This window comes from Halopenitus persicus (assembly GCF_002355635.1).
GTDB lineage: Archaea > Halobacteriota > Halobacteria > Halobacteriales > Haloferacaceae > Halopenitus > Halopenitus persicus_A.
The window spans coordinates 26878-43362 of the sequence record NZ_AP017559.1 but is presented as its reverse complement, the minus strand read 5'-3'; the positions used below and the strand labels follow the sequence as shown (position 1 = coordinate 43362).

Here is a 16485-nt window from a genome sequence, read left to right as displayed (position 1 = left end):
ATTTGCTGGTCATGCTCAGCTTCGTCGAATCGGAATCAGGTATCTCGTTCAAGCGCCTCCCGTCGCTGTTCGTATTCCTCGTCCGTCAGCTCGCCGCGAGCGTAGGCGAGACGGAGTTCCTCGAGTGCCTGGTCTGAGTCACTCGTGGTTTCCGTGATTGCGCGGTAGACGAGATACCCACCACCGACGAGGGCGGCGAGGAACAGGAGCTGCATCGCGATGCCGACGACGAACATCCAGCCTGACATCGTTCCGTCACCCCACATTCCACCGCCCCACATCCCGCCCATCATCGGCCCGAATCCCATCATCCCGAAGCCTATGAAGAACAGCGGGAAGATGAATACGGCACCGATGATAACGAGGAGGAGCGTAACCAGTCGCGTATCGTCTGTTTTTGTCGGCATAGTGTGTTCCCTCCGTGAGATCGGGTCTCAACTAATACTACGTACTGACTATTCAATGCGGTTGTGCCTTGGACCTCCGCTTTCTGCCACCCAGTTTTCTTTTGAATCCCTACTTACCAGGGCTCTGAACCGAACTATCAGAAGGAAAACTGCAAAAGATGCTCCCGTCGAAATGATACCTATGGTCGCGACGATGACTGATGGCATCCTTGAAGCCCTGCGCATCGGTGTTGGCTTTCTGTGGACGGCGGCGTGGGCGATCATTATGGGGCTCACGGTCACGAGCCTCGTCCAGGTCTACGTTTCCAAGGAACGAATGGCTCAGGTCCTGGGCGACGGTGATCTCAGCGGGCTCACCAAAGCCACCGTCTTCGGAGCGGCGAGCAGCGGTTGCAGTTTCGGCGCCGTCGCAATCGGGAAGGGACTGTTCAAGAAGGGGGCACACGCGGTGAATTTTCTCGCTTTCATGTTCGCGTCGACGAACCTCATCGTCGAACTCGGGCTGATGATTCTGATCCTGCTGGGCTGGGAGTTCCTTCTCGCGGAGCTGCTGGGCGGTCTCATTCTCATCGTCGTGATGGCCGTTATTGTCCATCTTACACTCCCCGAGAATCTATTCGATGAGGTCCGGGCGACGCTCAACGAACGCGATCAGGAAGCGGGGATTACCGAGGACCCGACCTGCGGGATGGAAGGCAAAGACGAGTACACCCTCACCACTGACGGCGGCGAGACGCTGGAATTCTGCTCGGAGGGCTGTCTGGAAACGTACCTGCAGGAGACGTCCAGCCGCGGCGGGTGGCGCGAGGAGTTACGGTCGTGGGGTGGCTGGTACAAGGTCGGGAACCAGTTCCGCAAGGAGTGGTCGATGATCTGGAAGGACGTCATCGCCGGCTTCCTCATCTCGGGGTTCGTCATCGTCTTCGTCCCGCAGTGGGTCTGGAACACGCTGTTCATCCAGGGTGACGGCCTGCTCGTGACCGCCGAGAACGCGATTATGGGCGTCGCCATCGCCGTCATTAGTTTCGTCGGGAGTATGGGCAACGTCCCGTTCGCCGTCGCCCTCTGGGGTGGCGGCATCAGCTTCGCCGGCGTCATCGCGTTCGTCTACGCCGACCTCATCACGATTCCCGTGTTGAACGTCTACCGGAAGTACTACGGCTGGAAGATCATGCTGTACATCCTCGGCGTCTTTTTCGTCACGATGGCGTTCACCGGCTTCCTGATGGAGGTGCTGTTCGATGCGCTCGGCATCGTTCCGGACCTGGCCGGCGGGGAGACGGCGACCGAACAGACGTACTTTGAACTCAACTACACGTTCTACCTCAACATCATTGCCTTCGCGCTTTCGGGCTTTCTCCTCTATGTATACAAGAAGGGCCTCGGTGCTCCCGGTCAGTACCGAGACCCGGTCTGCGGGATGCGGACCGACGACGGCGGGCCATCGGCGACGCACGACGGCGAGACGTACTACTTCTGCTCGAAGACTTGCAAGGAGACCTTCGAGGAGGCCCCCGACGAATACGCCACCGGACATCCGATGGTGATGGAGGGACACGACCACTGACGAACGTCTCGCCGAAGATCAACGGTTGACAGCGGACTCTCTTGACCGGTGAGAACTGGAATCCAGATTTAATGTACCCCCGTTTGAAATCCGACTACATGTACGACCGAATTCTCCTGTCGACCGACGGCACTGTCGCATCCGAAGAAGCTGCAACGCACGCACTCGAACTCGCAGCCGCCCACGACGCAGTCCTTCATGTGCTCTACGTCGTTGACGAGGACGTCGTGACTGCGTACAGCGGCGACGAGTACGTCGACGAAGCCGAAGGCCCTGAACACGGTCTCGAAGAACACGGCGAGGAGACGCTATCAGCGCTCCGGCGCCGAGCGTCGGACGTCGGTGTCGACGTTGAGACAGCGATGCAACACGGGCGCCCCGCTGAGACGATCGTCGACCACGCAGACGACTGTGACGCGGATCTACTCGTCCTCGGCACCAAACGCCGGCCGGATGAATACCGTGCGCTGCTCGGCAGTGTCACCGACCGCGTCCTCCGATTGACGACCCGTCCAGCAACCGTCGTGAAAACCGAAGTCAGCGAGTAAGGAACGACCGTCCGCTACCGTCTATCATCTGGTGTGAGACGGGCCCGACGGCGGTCGAATTCCTCGTCGTCGATCTCGCCACGGGCGTACCGCTCTTCGAGGACGGCGAGTGCGCTCTCCTCGGCGGGGCCGTTCGAATGCGACAGCGTCCCCAGCCAGTAGATGAGACCGAGGGGGACGGCGACGAGGAGTGCCATCCACAGGAGCCCGAACAGCATCATCCCCCAGCCCCAGCTACCCCATCCGGCCATGTGGCCGTCGTTCCACATACCGTCGTGCCAGCTCCACATCATTGCATCTGGGACGGTTGCGTGCGTTAGCGCCATTCCGGCGACGACGGCCAGAACCAGCGCTCCAACGACGATGAGTCCCAGAGAACGAATCCCGCGTGCTTGAATTGAATTTTGCATTGTTGTACTCCCAAAGGTCTCGGCGTGGTTAGCCGAGGATGTATTCGAGGGCGGGGTAGCGCTCGACGAGCGTCTCACCGCCGACGTCGTAATTCTCGATGTACTGGTCGAGGCCCAGGATGCGGCCTGCGGCGAACGCGGCGACCGCGAGGAACACGAGCATGTACGCGAAGTCACCGTTGATGAATCCGTGGCCCATGTCCCAGTTCCCGAAGTAGAACATAAGCATCATGAGCGCGCCGAAGAACGCCGCGAGGCGGACGAACGCACCCACGAGGAGGCCGAGGCCGATGAACAGCTCGCCCCACGGGACGGCGACGTTCGCGAACTCAACGAACCACGGCGTCGAGCCCATCCACGCGAACATGCCCGCGAGCGGGTTGCCGTTCGTCGCGGCGACGTTCGACAGATAGCCGCCGGCGGCGAACTCGCCAGTGATCTTCGTGAATCCGGAGTACGCGAACGCGTAGCCCATCATAAGGCGGAGCGCGAGCACGAACCACGCGCTGAGGCTGTGGACTTTCCCGCCGACGGTCAGGCCGCCGACTCTGCTCTCGAGCTGGTTCATGCCGGAGTCGAGTGTGGACATAATTATTGCACCTTCAACTATCAGTACGCGGAGAAAGACGATATAATAGCGAGCCGGCGTTCTGAGTCAGAAAATCGGCGGGATATATTACCCTCCTGTCGCGAGTACGGACGTGTGACTGAGGAGGCCGACCCGTCGGACATCTTCGCAACACTCGACGACGAGTACGCCCGCGACATCCTCGTGGCGACGAAGACCGACCGACTGTCTGCGAGGGAACTCAGCGAGGAATGCGACATGTCGCGTCCGACCGTCTCGCGCCGTGTCACGCACCTCGTCGAGCAGGGCCTCCTCGAGGAGTACACGCACGTCGACCCCGGTGGCCGGCACTACAGCGAGTACGAAGCGCGCCTCGAACGTGTCGAAGTCCTCCTGCAGGCGGAGGGGTTCGATGTCCAGATCGACGTCCGACCGGACCCCGCCGACCGGATTACGACCATCTTCGAGGAGATGCGGGGAGACTGACTTATGGAACACACACTATTCGTCATCGGCAAGCTGTTCACGACCGCGCTGGCGCTGGTCATCGCTTACCAGGCGTATCGCGGATACCAACGGCATCACACACAGTTGCTGCTGTACGTCGCCGCCGGCTTCGCGCTGGTCGGGCTTGGCGGCCTTCTCGAAGGCGTCCTCTTCGAACTCCTCCAGGTGTCGATCTTCGAAGCAGGATTCGTCGCAGCAGTTGTCACCGCAGCCGGGATGCTGTCGATTCTCTACGCCCTGTATGCCCCGAACCCCTGAGTATTCGGGATGTATATTCGTAAAGCAGCCTCTGCGCATTGTTCTTGATTCGAAACCGCTACCGTTTGGACACCTATCATTCTCGCTAGTGTAGGATCACAGCGAGAATTATATCCGTATCAGTCGAACCATATCGTATGATTCGAACACTCGTGGGTGTCCTCGGCGCTATCTCAGCACTGTTCCCGGACAAGATCGTCGGGATCTTCGAGAAACTCGCGATTGCGAACCCAAGTGAGGGGACTGTGAGAGGGCATCCGTCTTTAGTTAAGCCTCACACCTCGGTTGTGTAGCGGTAGCGAGTGTCTCTTGTAAGATCGGTCGCTGCTTGTGGATTTTTTGAGCGTCTTCGATCAGCCGTTCGAGCAGCGGCGGTGGTGAGTAGCCGAGGTACTCACCGAGTTCGTGGAGGATGAGCTGGGCGTGCGACCGAAAGGTCGCCGCCCAGCGCTCTGTCGGAAAGACGAGCTCATCATCTGCCTGCTCAGTGACGAGATCCAACAGATCACGGCTTACCAGCAGCGAGAGCAACGCTGCGTACAGCAAGATCTCCACCACGTGTTCGTCACTCGTGTCGAACTCATCCAGTTCGTACTGCGTCTTCAGCTCGCGGAACAGCAACTCAACTTCCCACCGACAGCGGTAGATCTCTGCTAAATCTGCCGGAAAGAACTCTTTTCTCGCCAAATTCGTCATATACAGATGGTAGTCGTCGGCGTCCTCGTCGCGGACGCCGACGACGCGAAATTGCTTCGTATCCAGCGATCGTGTCCCGTTGTACGGCCCTCGTTTGAACTCTACTTCGACCTCTACATCGATGTACTTCCGGTCGAGGTCGTCGAGAACAGCGCGGAGCTGCTTGCCCTCTAAGGGAATGGCGCGGCCGCGCCATTCCCGTAATTCTTCCGTAATCACCGGATTCGCGTTCTGCTTCAGCCGACTCACGAAGTAGCCGTCGTTCTCGTCGATCAGCGCAAACCGGCGGTACTTGAAATAGGCGAGATCGAACAACACGAGGCGGTTCTCAAGCCACGGCCCTGTTTTGAACAGGGTGCTGTCGTGCGTTTTTTCGTTAGCAGTGTCGAGCCGTTCAATCGTCTGCACCGTGGCATTGTGGAGCAGGTGGAGCTTCGCTCCAGCCTGCTCCTCGTGGCGGGCTTCGAACTGATCTGAGAGAAATTCGTGTAACCGCAACACCGTTCCATCAGCGATCATCACATCTCTAAATCGGTCGATATCAGCGTCAACAGCGTTAGGAACAGCGACCTCGTCGAGACCGCGCTCGACGAGGTCGCGGAGGTACTCCGCAAGCGTCGGAGTCAACCGCTGATAGAACCCGCCCGGAGAAATCGTTTCATCGGCAGTAGCGTTGTAACAGCGTCTAAACCCGGCGAGTGTTCGGCTTTCGCCTGCGGCGAAGCCGAACACGAATGCCCAGACAAAGGCAGGAATCTGGAGTTTGCGGTCACGTTCGACCACGCCGAGTTCCTCGGCGTGCTCTTCAAGGAACTCAGAGGGAAACAGTGTAGTGAGCCGACGCATAATTTGAGACGAGGAGGCTTCGTTGTGCACACTCGATTCCTCCTCATTCCTTCCGAAAAGTAGTCCCGATAAGCCGCCGCTGCCACGCGGTTTCTCGCTTAACTAAAGACGGATGACGCCACAGCTGCCGTTGCAGCTCGAACACCCGATGAAACGGCACGCAGCACGATCGGCTATCGAATTTATCAGGCCCTGTCATCTGCGATCGACGTCGTACAGTACCACCAAGAAACCTACGTGAACAAGATGAAAGAGCTGACGACGTATTCGCTGGTCGACTTTGAACGACGGAGTCACGGGCCGAGTTCCGGGATGTTCCTTGAGTTTCGGTTTGGTGATCGGCCACAGACCATTCTCGAGACCTTGCGGGAAGATTCTCGGATACAGTCGGTCCCGCAAGAGAAAGTTGAAGATCTGGTTGACTCCCAATTACGCCACTTGCCTTGACACCCTCCCCACCGTGAAGGGCAAGGCTTTCTCCTTGATTCTACGTGAATCACCTTGGGCCTTGACTTCGAGGTGCCACCGTTTTTTCTATGTCGTGAATTAACCAACATCGAGATGTCAAACCCAGCTATTGTTGGTTAATTTAGTGTCAAAGAACACTTCAGCTGTATTCGATCAAGAAATTATTCCTCGAAGAACGGGGGGCCGAGCGCTGCCGTGCTTCAATGCCTCTGATCTTGAAGTCGTCGTCGCCGGCGACCTTCCCGAAGTACTTGCTCAACGCGCCGGCATCGCTCTCGCGCTGCGGAACAAATGCCACCCAGTCGTAGTGAGCTTCGTGTTCAAGCCGAACCTCGACGCATTCCGCGATCTCCGTCGCGAGCGCCTCGAGGTCCTCGCGATCATCGTCGTCGACGTCGGGGTCCGGGGTCACCCAAATGGAGTCGACGATGCCGTGGACAACGCGCCAGCCGCCGGCCTCCAACCGTTGTTTCGCCGTCAGCAGAATCTCGCGAGCGAACGCGTTGAGCGTTCGGAAGGCGGGGCCGTTACAACAAGTGTTCTGAGTTCCCCAAAAATATGCTTATTCCTAGGAAAGTATTATATTACCACCAGTTGAATATACGACTATGACCTCACCCGATGCCCCGACAGAGCACTGGGAGGGCGACGTTAACGAGGCGGCCGTGGAGGACTGGAAGGCCGACACGACGACGTTCGAGCGCATCCGCCAGGTGATCGACGTCACCACAGAGCCACAGAGCGCAAAGCAGATCGCCGAGCGTGCTCGGGTGAGCGAACCGACCGCTCGCAAGCACCTGGCTGCTCTCGCGGAGACCGGTCGCGTGAAGACGATCACGACGGACACCGGATCCCGGTATATGCGCGCACCCCAGATGCTCGCAATGCAGCGGATCGCCGATATCCACCGCGAGCACACGAAAGACGAGATTCGCCAGGCAATTCAGGATCTCAAATCCGAGCGTCGGGATTTCCAGGAGCGGTACGATGTCGGCGACATCGACGAGCTCACACTCAAACTGGAACCGGACGACGATGGCTGGCAGGATCTGACCCGTTGGCAGCAGGTCGAGCAAAACCTAGAGATCGCCCAAGCAGCGCTCACTCTCTACGACTTTGATCCAGACGACAGTCGTTCGGCGGCGGCCCGCGCCTCTGAAGGGCGCACCGCCACACGTGAACGCGGAGCTCTCGGTGATAATCCAGCCCATTCGGCGGCGTAAATGACCGAACAAACGGATATTGAGGGCAACGTCGGCCCGATCGACGACGTCACATTGGAAGGAATTCGCTCCGTGTTCGCGAATCTCGACGGCCTCGTCGAGGAAGCCGCATTCGACAGCCGCCTAGATCCGACAAAGCTCGAAATTCGATTCTCGGACGGGATCGGCGACGCGAGTTGGTGCCGATTCGACATTCGGTGGTTCCAGAAAGGGTACTACAGTTTCCACCACACTGATGAGCAAGGGGTGAACTTCCGATTCGACTATCACCCGAAACCAGGTATGCCGGAGAAGCACTTTCACTCGCCACCGGAGGCACGCTCCGCCAACGTTGAGCAATCCTGTATCACCACAACGGAGCCGATGCTCGTTGCACGCGCCATTCATAGTCTGTGGCGTCGGGCATACGACACCAAGTCTGTTGAGCTCCTGAACGAGGCCGAGAATCCACCATAGCAAGAGTCTGGTAGCCAAAGCCGTCCCACCGACGGTGGTTTCTCAAACCGGTTGAGACGGGTCGATACCGGCTCCTAAGAACGGTTGACGAAGAACCTCAGTCAACTTCTCGAAAACCGCGAATCTTTTTTGTTGCTGGTTGACGGATTAGCGTTCGTGAATTCACGGAAGTGGTTTCTTCTCACGCTAGTCGCCGTTCTTCTCACCTTGTCCGGTGTGCTGATCCAGCCGTTTCTCCAGTACGTTCTTGGTGCCGTCCTTCTCGCCTACCTGCTCTACCCGCTGCAAGTTCGTTTCGAAGAGTATGCATCTCCAATGGTGACGGCGTTCTCACTCGTCGTGCTGGCAGTTGTCGGATTCGTCACACCGTTAGTCGTCGTCATCGGTGTGGTCGCCAATAGTGCCGAGCAGGCCCTCGAAAACTTCGGGGCTAACGAGATATGGATCGAAGATATCGAATCTCAAGTTGAAGAACTCACCGGGCAGGAGATAGATATCCTCGGGGAACTCGTCGGTTCCGGGCGGGAGCTCGGAACGGTCGTGTTTGACATATCGATCGACGCGTTCGGGACGGTCACGTTCCACCTGATCGGAGTCGCACTCGCGCTGTTTCTCCTCTACTACCTTCTCAAAGACGGCGACGACCTGCTGAATTGGTTTACTCAACTAGTCCCGCTTCCCGCGGACATTCAGCGTGACCTGCATACCGAAATCAACGGCGTGATGTGGGGAGGCCTTTTGGGGCACGTCTTCGTCGCATTCATCCAAGCCGTCGTCGCCGGCGTCGGGCTCGCAGTAGCCGGTGTTCCGAGTGCGGTATTTTGGACGGCCGTTATGGTTGTCCTCGCTATGGTTCCTCTGGTCGGAACGATTCCGATCTGGGGAGGAGCGGCTGGCTATCTATATCTCACGGGGAAACCGGCTTTCGCTGTGGGATTATTCGTCTACAGCGTGATCATCGTCGGGCTTACTGATGACTATCTCCGCCCGTTCGCTGTCAATAGGTATGCGAAACTCAACCCTGTCGTTATCCTTCTCGGGATTCTTGGCGGGGGGTACGCATTCGGGGTTATGGGGCTATTTTTCGGCCCCGTCGTTCTCGGCGCACTCAAAGCTACGCTCCGTGTTAGTTCGGAAAATTGGTCTCGCCTCGACGGGGAAGAAACCGGGTGACCATCTTTCCAATTCGGTTTCGGCGACGACACACTGTCAAAGGACTGAGAATCGTCGAAGGGCGAATACAACGACCTCCAAATATAGCGGCTCACGGAGCAGGACCTCCTGAAAGCGGAATCCGCGGCGGGACGCAAGTACTACACCGTTCTCCCCGACGGTCGAGACCTCCTCGGGAAGGAATTGAAGGCGGGGCCAGGAGCGGGCGATCTCGGCGAGAAACCGCCACACAAGGTGGGCGTCCGGCTCCTGGAACTGTGGCTCCACCAACGGGATGGCGTCGTTCGCGTGGAACCGTACTACGAAACCGACGACGGAACCATACTGGACGTGGCCGGCTTCGACGAAGACGGCGATCTCGTCTGGGCCGGCGAAGCAGAGCTCGCGACCGACCATTCCGGGCTGCCTGCCTGCAGTCGCGGGCGGGCTGCCGGGCTAAAGTGAATCTGGTCTCGACGCCAGCGGGTAAGCGCGAGGGGTTGCGCGGCCTGGCTGCTCACCCCCCACGCTTACTCCGCTGGCCGCTTGCTTCGGGCGGGTCGGCGCGCGGAGCTGGTTGAGGCCACGTCATACAGGCGCGCTCTCGGTCGCGCCCGGTAGGGCGCTCGCGAAGGCGCGACCGAGAGCGCGCAGATGGTTCTGTCGGTCGTTGTCGTCGGAAAGCCGCGATGTAAGGGCATCGCGGTGTCGGCGCGTGAGCGCCTTCGTGGAAATCACCCGCATCTGGTTACAGGCATTGATCCGTGTAGAATTAGACGCTGTCCAACAGCACCTCAAAGCTGCGTTGGAAGAATGGGAGCGTGAACCGCCGACGCCGCTGCAGGAGTGTCCGGTTTGTGGGAAGGTCGGGCTCCCAGAACGAATCCAGCGACACCGGTGTGGGTCGAAAACATAGAGCACTTTCGTTTCTGCCAATAGAACCGAGTGGACCCTCCCCAACCTTTCGTAGAATCAAACTCTACAGGAGAAGACGGGCGACGAGGTGGAGGCGACTCGGCAATTGGCCAAGAGAGAGGTCGGCGGAGTGGGGTTATCGCTTGAAGATGTCGAAAACGAACTGAGTACAGTCCGGGGCACGGTTAACAATTTGACGTTGACGACGTCGGAGCTGTCGTCGATGATAGAGAAGAGAAGCGAGAGGATGGACGGGAAGCAGGAGGTGATTCTGGAGAAGCAGCGCAGGACGCGGCGTCTTCAGGAACGAACCTGGGTGGACAATACCTGGGAGAACGGGAGGGACTTGGCCGAGGTTGTGACATTCACTGGAGAGTCTATAAAGACAGATTTCCGGAAGGCTGGAAGCATATTTGGTCTTCGAGGGTAGTTCTCTCACCGGAGAAGCTCTCAAATTCGATTGGTTCCGGCTGGAGATCTTGCTCCCAGGGCTTTGAAACGGGTTCCGTGAAGTCAGTCGGTGGCATCTCAGGCTGTCGCTGAAGAGGATCTGGCTCGTGTACGCCTGTACGGTTTACTTGGTGTTGGTATCCGTCGTTTACAGCGCAGTACCGTTGTCCATCCGGTTCCCTGATGCAGTTCTCAAGATTCACGGCAGAGGATTTCTAGTTAGCGGTGTTCTGGAGTTTGTGTTGTACTAGTGTGCCGGCTACTCCTTTTGCTGCGCCTTCGATAGCCTTCCCGGCGAGGTAGAGCTCTACGGGTATGTTGTGTGTTTAAGAGTGGCACGGCAAGTGTTTTCCGCCGGTCGAGAGAGATTTAATTGTCTTTGAGACCGTCAACGATCTTGTCACGCATCTCGGTGGTCCGGGTTGGGGCGGCCGGGTACTTCGACCGATACTCCTCAACGTCGTCTACTTCGCCGGTGCAGTTCTGGCTCTGGAGGTGACTCTTCTCGATCGTTTCGAGTTCGGTACCACATTCTCGGCATTTGATGGGCCCTGGAGCGTATTTCGTGTCTGTCATGGGTGGGTTGAGGAGTCAGTCGGAGTCTTGGTCTATAGGGATTTCTTCGTCTATCTCCGGGTCTTCGTTGGCGAACTTGTTCTTCAGGTAGACGAGGCTCAACCGGGTTATCGGCTCCAGCTTATCCTTGTTGTAGATCATGTCTCCCTTGTCGCTGGTGACGACGGTGTCGATTAGGAATCGGTCTTTCAGATCCATCGCGTCGACGAGTACCTCGGCGTCGGGACAGTATTCGTCTTCGTCGCCGTCGATGATCCTGCTCATCTGGGAGCAGGGCGTTGAGTAATCCTTGCTGTCACGGCGGGGACGGATCTTGATCCGTTTCTGGATTTCGTCTTTCCGGTCTATCGCAGTGCTGTTGATCCTGTTAATGAGATGGTTGAGGGCGTCCTCGACGTCATCCAGAGTGCAGTCTTGGTCAAGTTCTCTCTCGAAGTAGTTCTCGACCTTGCGCTTAATCTGGTCCTCGACATCGAATTTCTCGATGAAGACTTCGGAAACAGTGTCAGGATCAAGTTCTTCCTCGTCTTCGGTCTTGAGCTCGAGATAGGTGAAGCGTTTCCGTTTCCGGAGCTTCCGCTTTTCTTTGCCGACTACGCCGTCTTCTTTTGACCAGTCGAGGGATTCTCCGTCTCTTGGTCCGTGCCCGACGTTGATGCAGTATTCGTAGAGGACTGTATCGCCGGCGTACAGAGTGTTTTCTGCCGCCATAAGGCGTCGGGTGTGGTCTTGCCACCGGTTGTGTAGGAAGGTGTATCCTACAAGAACGTTCGTGTCGACGTAGTAGCTCGCCATTCCTTAGTCTGCGTTGACCTCAGTGAACTCCAGTTGAGATGCCATCACTGCATCTGCTGCTTCGACTAAGTGTTCGCTCTCGTCCTCGATATATAGGTGTTCGCGCTCCTGCTGTTGGAGCTCGTTTCTGAAGTACTGCTTCCGGTTTTCCAGGTCTCCTATGCCCAGTTCCCGTTGGATTTCTTTCTTCGATGTTCCGGTGTCGATTTCGACGGCGAGTTCTAGGATGAAGATGGACCAGAAGATGTCGACCAGTTCTTCGATATCTTCGAGGGTTGTTTCTGGATCGTTGAGTCGGTTGCTGAGAAGGTCGTACCAGAGGTAGAGGTCGTTGATGTACTGTGGGTATTCGTCTTCTGGGAAGGCGTCGATGAACTCGTTTACGTATCGGTGGATTTCGTCTCGTTCAAAATTGGTCTCGCTTTCGTCCTTCTTATAGAGCTGCCACTGGACGAAGTCGTCCAGTTTCCGATATTTTCTCTGGGCGTCGTATGGGGCGTCCTCCTCATACATGCGGTCGGTGAGTCCTTCTGTCCCGACTTCGTCGTGTTCTTCGAGAACTTCCTTGGTGGATTCCCGGATGACTTCTTCCTGCTGGGGGGTCAGGGACAGGTCTTCTGTTCTCTTGGAGCAGAGGACGTCGGACTCTTCCTCGTCGTGTTGGATGGTGACGGGACTGTTCTGGGTGGCAGTCATCGTTCCGAATTTGTACCAGAAGTAGGGGAGGTCGAAGTCTTCTCCGCGTTCGTTGATCTTCTTCTCGATGAAGTAGGTGGTTTTGTGGAAGGTCTTTGCGTCCATTGTTGAGGACCTGCCGAACTCATCGAAAAGGATGGCGGCGACGTCTCCCAGTTCAATATTGCTGGGATTGTCTTGTGTCATTAGTAGCCGCTCTGAGCGCAATTTACTTGTAGTTTGGCGACACAAGACGACTTTCTTTTATAATACCCAAACGAACTTATCACTTCGACGCCGTTATTTGGTCAACTTCAGTAATGTTTCGCAACCATGAGGGTGGGCGTGAGGCAAGCCACCATCACGGAGAACTCTACAAGGATCTTGTCCGCAGGTACTGGGAGGCCCGTGAATACGATGTTGTCGCGGACTCCAAGGACGACAGCATCACCTCTGACCTGATTGTCAGGAGGGCTCACGAACACGGGAACCAGGATCTCTGGATTGAGACGAAGGATACGAAGCTGACCCGGACTGATCCAGACTTCTTGGCCGAGTTTGCCCGGTATATGATCGAGTACCAGGAGCTTTCTGCGGAGCACCGGTTTGACTTGCATATCGTCGTCCGATATCTCCGGGCACCGGAGAAGTGGGAGCGGATTTTCAAGGTGGTTAAGCAGAAGGATGAGGCTGTAAAGGACTTCTACCACCGGGTCAAGGACGACGCGGAGCTGGACGAAGCTGAGAAGGAGAAGTTCAACAGTTACCCGTACGAGGAATTTGACCATTTCGTTACCGAGGTCACTACAGTCCATCAGATGTCGCCTGCGAAGGTCCAGCAGGCTACGGAGGAGTTGGAACGCAGTGACCGGTACGAGCACGACACCTTCACCGAGAAAAGAGAGCCGATCAACAAGCGGGAAGAGCTGAGACCGAACTTCGCGGAGATCAACAGTCCACCAGAGAACATCTACATCGGAGATGTCGAGGTACCGAACTTCTTCGAGGGAGTTACGAACCTGATCGATGATACGGAGGCGGTCAGGTTCCGGTCGAACAAGGTTTTCAGCTTGCTGCCTCCTGAGGATTTCCCGGATTACGTGGAGTCGGTCGTGGAGATAGACACGGTTTCCGCTGAGTCTTTCGACGACTGGGCCACAGACGAGGAGAACACGGACCTGGCGTCGTCCCTCTTAACACGGGAAATCTGTCGTCAGAACGTGGAGAAGCACGACCTGGACGGCTGTGTCGCGTTCAAGTACCGGGGCGACTACTACCTGATGTTCGAGCACGGGGCGCTGGAAAAGGAGGTCGAAAAAGTGCAGGGGCAGCAGGTTTCCCGGGTATTCAGTGACGCATCCTCCAAGTTCGTCCGTCACCGGACAGCCCAGCTGAACGTCCGGCGTTTGAACGACGACTACTTCCTCTTCGTCCTAATCAAGGATCACTTCACGGAGAACGGCGACCACATGACCTTGATCCGAGGCGATAGAAAGGGCAGTCTCCACGATAACTTCGCTCAGCACCGGTACAACAACAGTCAGACCTACAGCAGGTACAATCACTGGCGGAAGATCCTGAGTATCCACAACCGAGCGAGGGATACCAGCGGCCAGATAATCGGGTTCCGGCGTATCACTGAGATATCGATCGGGAAGCGTCCGGCCGGAACGCGGGAGGAGATCGATACCAGGGACACGGATTCGGTGCAGCAGAAGCTGGGTGATCACGGTGACTGATTTCGATGCACGGTGGCTGGGCGAGCCGTCCCTAAAATTCGGGGACGGTGAAGCAAAGGATCCGCGTGCCGGTCTTCTGAAGCACGGGCCTTGGACACCTGGAGAGGAAAGCAGCCACAACGATATCTACGTCGGGTTCATCGGAACCAGCCACTCCATCAGTGCGGTGAAACGGCTGTTCACGGAGATGGAGACGGTGATTCCCCGAGACGAGGAAGAACCTCAGAGGCACAAGCCTCCGTTCCCGGCTCTCGGCACTGACTCTGCTTTCCGTGCCAGCTTCACGATGCTGGATAGGTGGACGTGGGAGATGCCGCCGAGCGACGTTGAACTCGTTACTGACGAGCCAACCACCGACAAAAGCGTGGAGACACTGCTGGACCTGATGGAGATCTATATCAAAGATCTTGCAGGGGACGATCCGCCGCCGAACGTCATCGTCATTTCTCTGCCGGAGGAGATCGAGGAAGCCTGCACCCCCCCAGACAAGAGCAAACCGAAGATGAAGGCCGGGGACACTGATTTCCATGACCGAATAAAGACGTTCGGCCTCGAGTACGACGTTCCCACCCAACTGATTCGTCCGAGCTCGCTCCGGTTCGACGCAGACGAAGGCCAGGAGAAGGCGGAGGTGGCGTGGAATCTCGCTGTGGCGATGCTCTACAAATCTCGTGAAGGCCATCCCTGGAAACTGGGCCACTTGGAGAACGACACCTGCTACGCTGGTATCTCGTTCTACCGTGTCCGCCACGGTAATCAGAATCAGACTCGGGCTTCACTTGCACAGGTGTTCCTCGGGACGGGGGAGAGTTTCGTGCTTCGCGGCGGTCAAGCGGTCAGAGACGAGTCGACAGGGAACAATCACTTGACAGAGGATAGTGCGGAGGAGATAGTTGGGCAGATCCTTGACCAGTACAAGAGGAAGCGTCGGGGAGCTGAACCCAGTCGGTTCGTGCTTCATAAGACTTCTCGGTTCCTGCCAGGTGAACGAGAAGGATTCAAACGTGGCGCTGGAGACATCGATAAGCTGGATTTCGTTACGGTGCGTGATGGAGATCCTGTCAGGCTCTACAGTTCAGGGAACTACCCGCCGCTGCGTGGGACTGTTGTCACCCCGAAAGGTGAGAATAAGCACTTCCTGTACACTCAGGGCTACACTCCGGCGATTCAGACGTATCCAGGCCCGCGTATCCCAGCTCCGATCACGGTTGAGCTGGATCCGGAGGTGTGCCACAGTTCGTACGAGGAGATCTGTGAGGAGATTCTCTCGTTCACGAAACTGGACTGGAATACGTCCGACTTTGCGAAAAAGAAGCCGGTCACGATCCGTGTGGCGCAGGCTGTCGGCGCTATCTTGGCGGAAGCGGACAAGCGAGGGATAACGGTCAAACCGCAGTACTACTATTACATGTGAGAAGAGGACTACCTCTTCAGTATGAACCTTTACACGGTTACCTGTCTCAGCGCAGGTATGCAGTTGACGCAGGATAACGTCCAGAATTTCGTCGATGGTGTTATGAAGTATTACGGCGAGAAAACGCTTCTTGGAGAAGCCACGTATGTCGACGATTACGGTTCAGCGAATATCCCGGTTGAGAAGCGCCGCGTAACTCCTAAATTGAAGATGAAACAGTTCAATCGGGGCATCGCAGCTGACCAGGTGAAGAAGGATATCGACGATATCACTTCCTTCGAGCAAGACAAACTGTTGAACTGGTTGGAAGCCCAGGCAGATATGAAGAAGCAGGTGGATGGCTCAGAGTTCTCGAAGGACTTGATGAAAAAAATCTTGAAGCCATTGAGCAGTCCGGTATATATGCTTCTACCTGATAAGATGGAGTATCGGCTTCGAGTGAATAATGATTCGTACATCCGGGGGAACAACAAGATCCCGATTACCTGGTTCACATCAGCTCAGTTTGACCAGACCGGTTTCGTGCTGGATCGTGGTGCCCGAGTCCTGCAGAAAAGGCAGGGTGACGACCCAATTGTCGGCAGTTCGCTGAACGTAGGTGCGCTGCCGAAGGACAACAGTGGAAACGGATTGATCATGGAAATACGGGATGACAAGAAGGGTGACCTGGAAGCAGTGATCCGGTCTGAGTTCACGGAGCTTCGGAAATCCGACCGGTACGATTCGGTTTGTCTCTTAGATCTTCCTTCGCTCAATCTCCCGTAATTGGGAAAGAACTGTCGACCCCGGCTATCGAGGGAACGCCTATTACACTC

Annotated in this window: 19 protein-coding genes and 3 pseudogenes; 14 read left to right on the top strand and 8 right to left on the bottom strand. The window is 56.8% G+C overall.

All coding sequences use genetic code 11. The annotated features are described in order from the left end of the window. Positions 1–35 precede the first annotated feature (35 nt). Complete coding sequence (locus CPZ00_RS14760; RefSeq protein WP_096391774.1) at positions 36–407, bottom strand: SHOCT domain-containing protein; 372 nt, start codon at positions 405–407, stop codon at positions 36–38. Positions 408–588: 181 nt separating this feature from the next. Here CPZ00_RS14760 and CPZ00_RS14755 point away from each other — a divergent pair, with 181 nt between their 5' ends. Together CPZ00_RS14755 and CPZ00_RS14750 are read left to right on the top strand one after the other, a co-directional pair. After that, entirely contained in the window at positions 589–1974 is a 1386-nt protein-coding gene (locus tag CPZ00_RS14755; RefSeq protein WP_096391773.1) for a permease, read from the top strand. Positions 1975–2072: 98 nt separating this feature from the next. Then, positions 2073–2522 (top strand): universal stress protein, encoded by a 450-nt coding sequence (locus CPZ00_RS14750; protein WP_096391772.1) that lies wholly within the window; start codon positions 2073–2075, stop codon positions 2520–2522. A 14-nt stretch (positions 2523–2536) separates the two neighbouring features. Here CPZ00_RS14750 and CPZ00_RS15970 read toward each other — a convergent pair whose 3' ends face one another. Both CPZ00_RS15970 and CPZ00_RS14740 read right to left on the bottom strand, forming a co-directional pair. Then, complete coding sequence (locus CPZ00_RS15970; protein WP_233255193.1) at positions 2537–2791, bottom strand: SHOCT domain-containing protein; 255 nt, start codon at positions 2789–2791, stop codon at positions 2537–2539. Positions 2792–2960: 169 nt separating this feature from the next. Next, positions 2961–3521, bottom strand: coding sequence for a DoxX family protein (locus tag CPZ00_RS14740; RefSeq protein ID WP_058365957.1), 561 nt, complete (start codon positions 3519–3521; stop codon positions 2961–2963). 114 nt (positions 3522–3635) lie between these two features. On the opposite strand from CPZ00_RS14740, the gene CPZ00_RS14735 reads away from it, so the two are divergent. The 3 genes from CPZ00_RS14735 to CPZ00_RS15465 all read left to right on the top strand — a co-directional run bounded on the left by CPZ00_RS14735 (position 3636) and on the right by CPZ00_RS15465 (position 4558). Then, positions 3636–3986, top strand: coding sequence for an ArsR/SmtB family transcription factor (locus CPZ00_RS14735; protein ID WP_096391770.1), 351 nt, complete (start codon positions 3636–3638; stop codon positions 3984–3986). 3 nt (positions 3987–3989) lie between these two features. Then, a complete protein-coding gene (locus CPZ00_RS14730) occupies positions 3990–4265 on the top strand; it encodes a DUF7521 family protein (RefSeq protein WP_049987862.1) in 276 nt (91 codons plus the stop codon). A 137-nt stretch (positions 4266–4402) separates the two neighbouring features. After that, positions 4403–4558 carry a hypothetical protein gene (locus CPZ00_RS15465; protein ID WP_157744289.1) on the top strand — a complete coding sequence of 52 codons (156 nt, stop codon included), beginning with the start codon at positions 4403–4405 and terminating at the stop codon, positions 4556–4558. Here the strand turns inward: CPZ00_RS15465 and CPZ00_RS14725 are convergent. Further along, positions 4533–5807, bottom strand: coding sequence for an IS4 family transposase (locus CPZ00_RS14725; protein WP_096390025.1), 1275 nt, complete (start codon positions 5805–5807; stop codon positions 4533–4535). The two genes, CPZ00_RS15465 and CPZ00_RS14725, sit on opposite strands and share 26 nt — an antisense overlap. Before the next feature lie 117 nt (positions 5808–5924). Between CPZ00_RS14725 and CPZ00_RS14720 the strand changes: the two are divergent. Further along, a pseudogene (locus CPZ00_RS14720) lies at positions 5925–6254 on the top strand (cell division control protein Cdc6); the annotation flags it as partial. Positions 6255–6453: 199 nt separating this feature from the next. On the opposite strand, the pseudogene CPZ00_RS14715 reads toward CPZ00_RS14720, so the two are convergent. Then, positions 6454–6783, bottom strand: a pseudogene (locus CPZ00_RS14715) (type B DNA-directed DNA polymerase); the annotation flags it as partial. A 100-nt stretch (positions 6784–6883) separates the two neighbouring features. Between CPZ00_RS14715 and CPZ00_RS15965 the strand changes: the two are divergent. The 5 genes and pseudogenes from CPZ00_RS15965 to CPZ00_RS14680 all read left to right on the top strand — a co-directional run bounded on the left by CPZ00_RS15965 (position 6884) and on the right by CPZ00_RS14680 (position 10451). Continuing rightward, on the top strand, positions 6884–7498 hold the full coding sequence (locus CPZ00_RS15965) for a winged helix-turn-helix domain-containing protein (protein WP_096391768.1): 615 nt from the start codon (positions 6884–6886) through the stop codon (positions 7496–7498). Beyond that, positions 7499–7954, top strand: a complete 456-nt coding sequence (locus tag CPZ00_RS14705) for a hypothetical protein (protein ID WP_096391767.1) — start codon at positions 7499–7501, stop codon at positions 7952–7954. Positions 7955–8110: 156 nt separating this feature from the next. Then, entirely contained in the window at positions 8111–9127 is a 1017-nt protein-coding gene (locus CPZ00_RS14700) for an AI-2E family transporter (protein ID WP_096391837.1), read from the top strand. Between the two features lie 57 nt (positions 9128–9184). Then, positions 9185–9535: pseudogene (locus CPZ00_RS15960) on the top strand (ATP-binding protein); the annotation flags it as partial. 592 nt (positions 9536–10127) lie between these two features. Beyond that, a complete protein-coding gene (locus tag CPZ00_RS14680) occupies positions 10128–10451 on the top strand; it encodes a hypothetical protein (RefSeq protein WP_157744288.1) in 324 nt (107 codons plus the stop codon). A gap of 389 nt (positions 10452–10840) precedes the next feature. On the opposite strand, the gene CPZ00_RS14675 is transcribed toward CPZ00_RS14680, so the two are convergent. The 3 genes from CPZ00_RS14675 to CPZ00_RS14665 are packed head-to-tail and all read right to left on the bottom strand — an operon-like array spanning position 10841 to position 12724. After that, entirely contained in the window at positions 10841–11047 is a 207-nt protein-coding gene (locus CPZ00_RS14675) for a hypothetical protein (RefSeq protein WP_096391764.1), read from the bottom strand. A gap of 15 nt (positions 11048–11062) precedes the next feature. Next, positions 11063–11842: a hypothetical protein gene (locus CPZ00_RS14670; protein WP_096391763.1), complete on the bottom strand. Its 780-nt coding sequence runs from the start codon at positions 11840–11842 to the stop codon at positions 11063–11065. Positions 11843–11845: 3 nt separating this feature from the next. After that, positions 11846–12724, bottom strand: a complete 879-nt coding sequence (locus tag CPZ00_RS14665; protein ID WP_096391762.1) for a hypothetical protein — start codon at positions 12722–12724, stop codon at positions 11846–11848. Between the two features lie 113 nt (positions 12725–12837). Between CPZ00_RS14665 and CPZ00_RS14660 the strand changes: the two genes are divergently transcribed. From CPZ00_RS14660 to CPZ00_RS14650, 3 genes are read left to right on the top strand one after another with little or no spacing between them, the layout of a single operon-like run. Further along, the gene (locus tag CPZ00_RS14660; RefSeq protein WP_096391761.1) at positions 12838–14256 is read left to right on the top strand and encodes a hypothetical protein; all 1419 of its coding nucleotides are present in this window, start codon (positions 12838–12840) and stop codon (positions 14254–14256) included. Next, on the top strand, positions 14249–15670 hold the full coding sequence (locus CPZ00_RS14655; RefSeq protein WP_096391836.1) for an argonaute/piwi family protein: 1422 nt from the start codon (positions 14249–14251) through the stop codon (positions 15668–15670). Before CPZ00_RS14660 ends, CPZ00_RS14655 begins: the two co-directional genes overlap by 8 nt. A 57-nt stretch (positions 15671–15727) precedes the next feature. Continuing rightward, on the top strand, positions 15728–16435 hold the full coding sequence (locus CPZ00_RS14650; RefSeq protein ID WP_096391760.1) for a hypothetical protein: 708 nt from the start codon (positions 15728–15730) through the stop codon (positions 16433–16435). Positions 16436–16485: the final 50 nt, after the last annotated feature.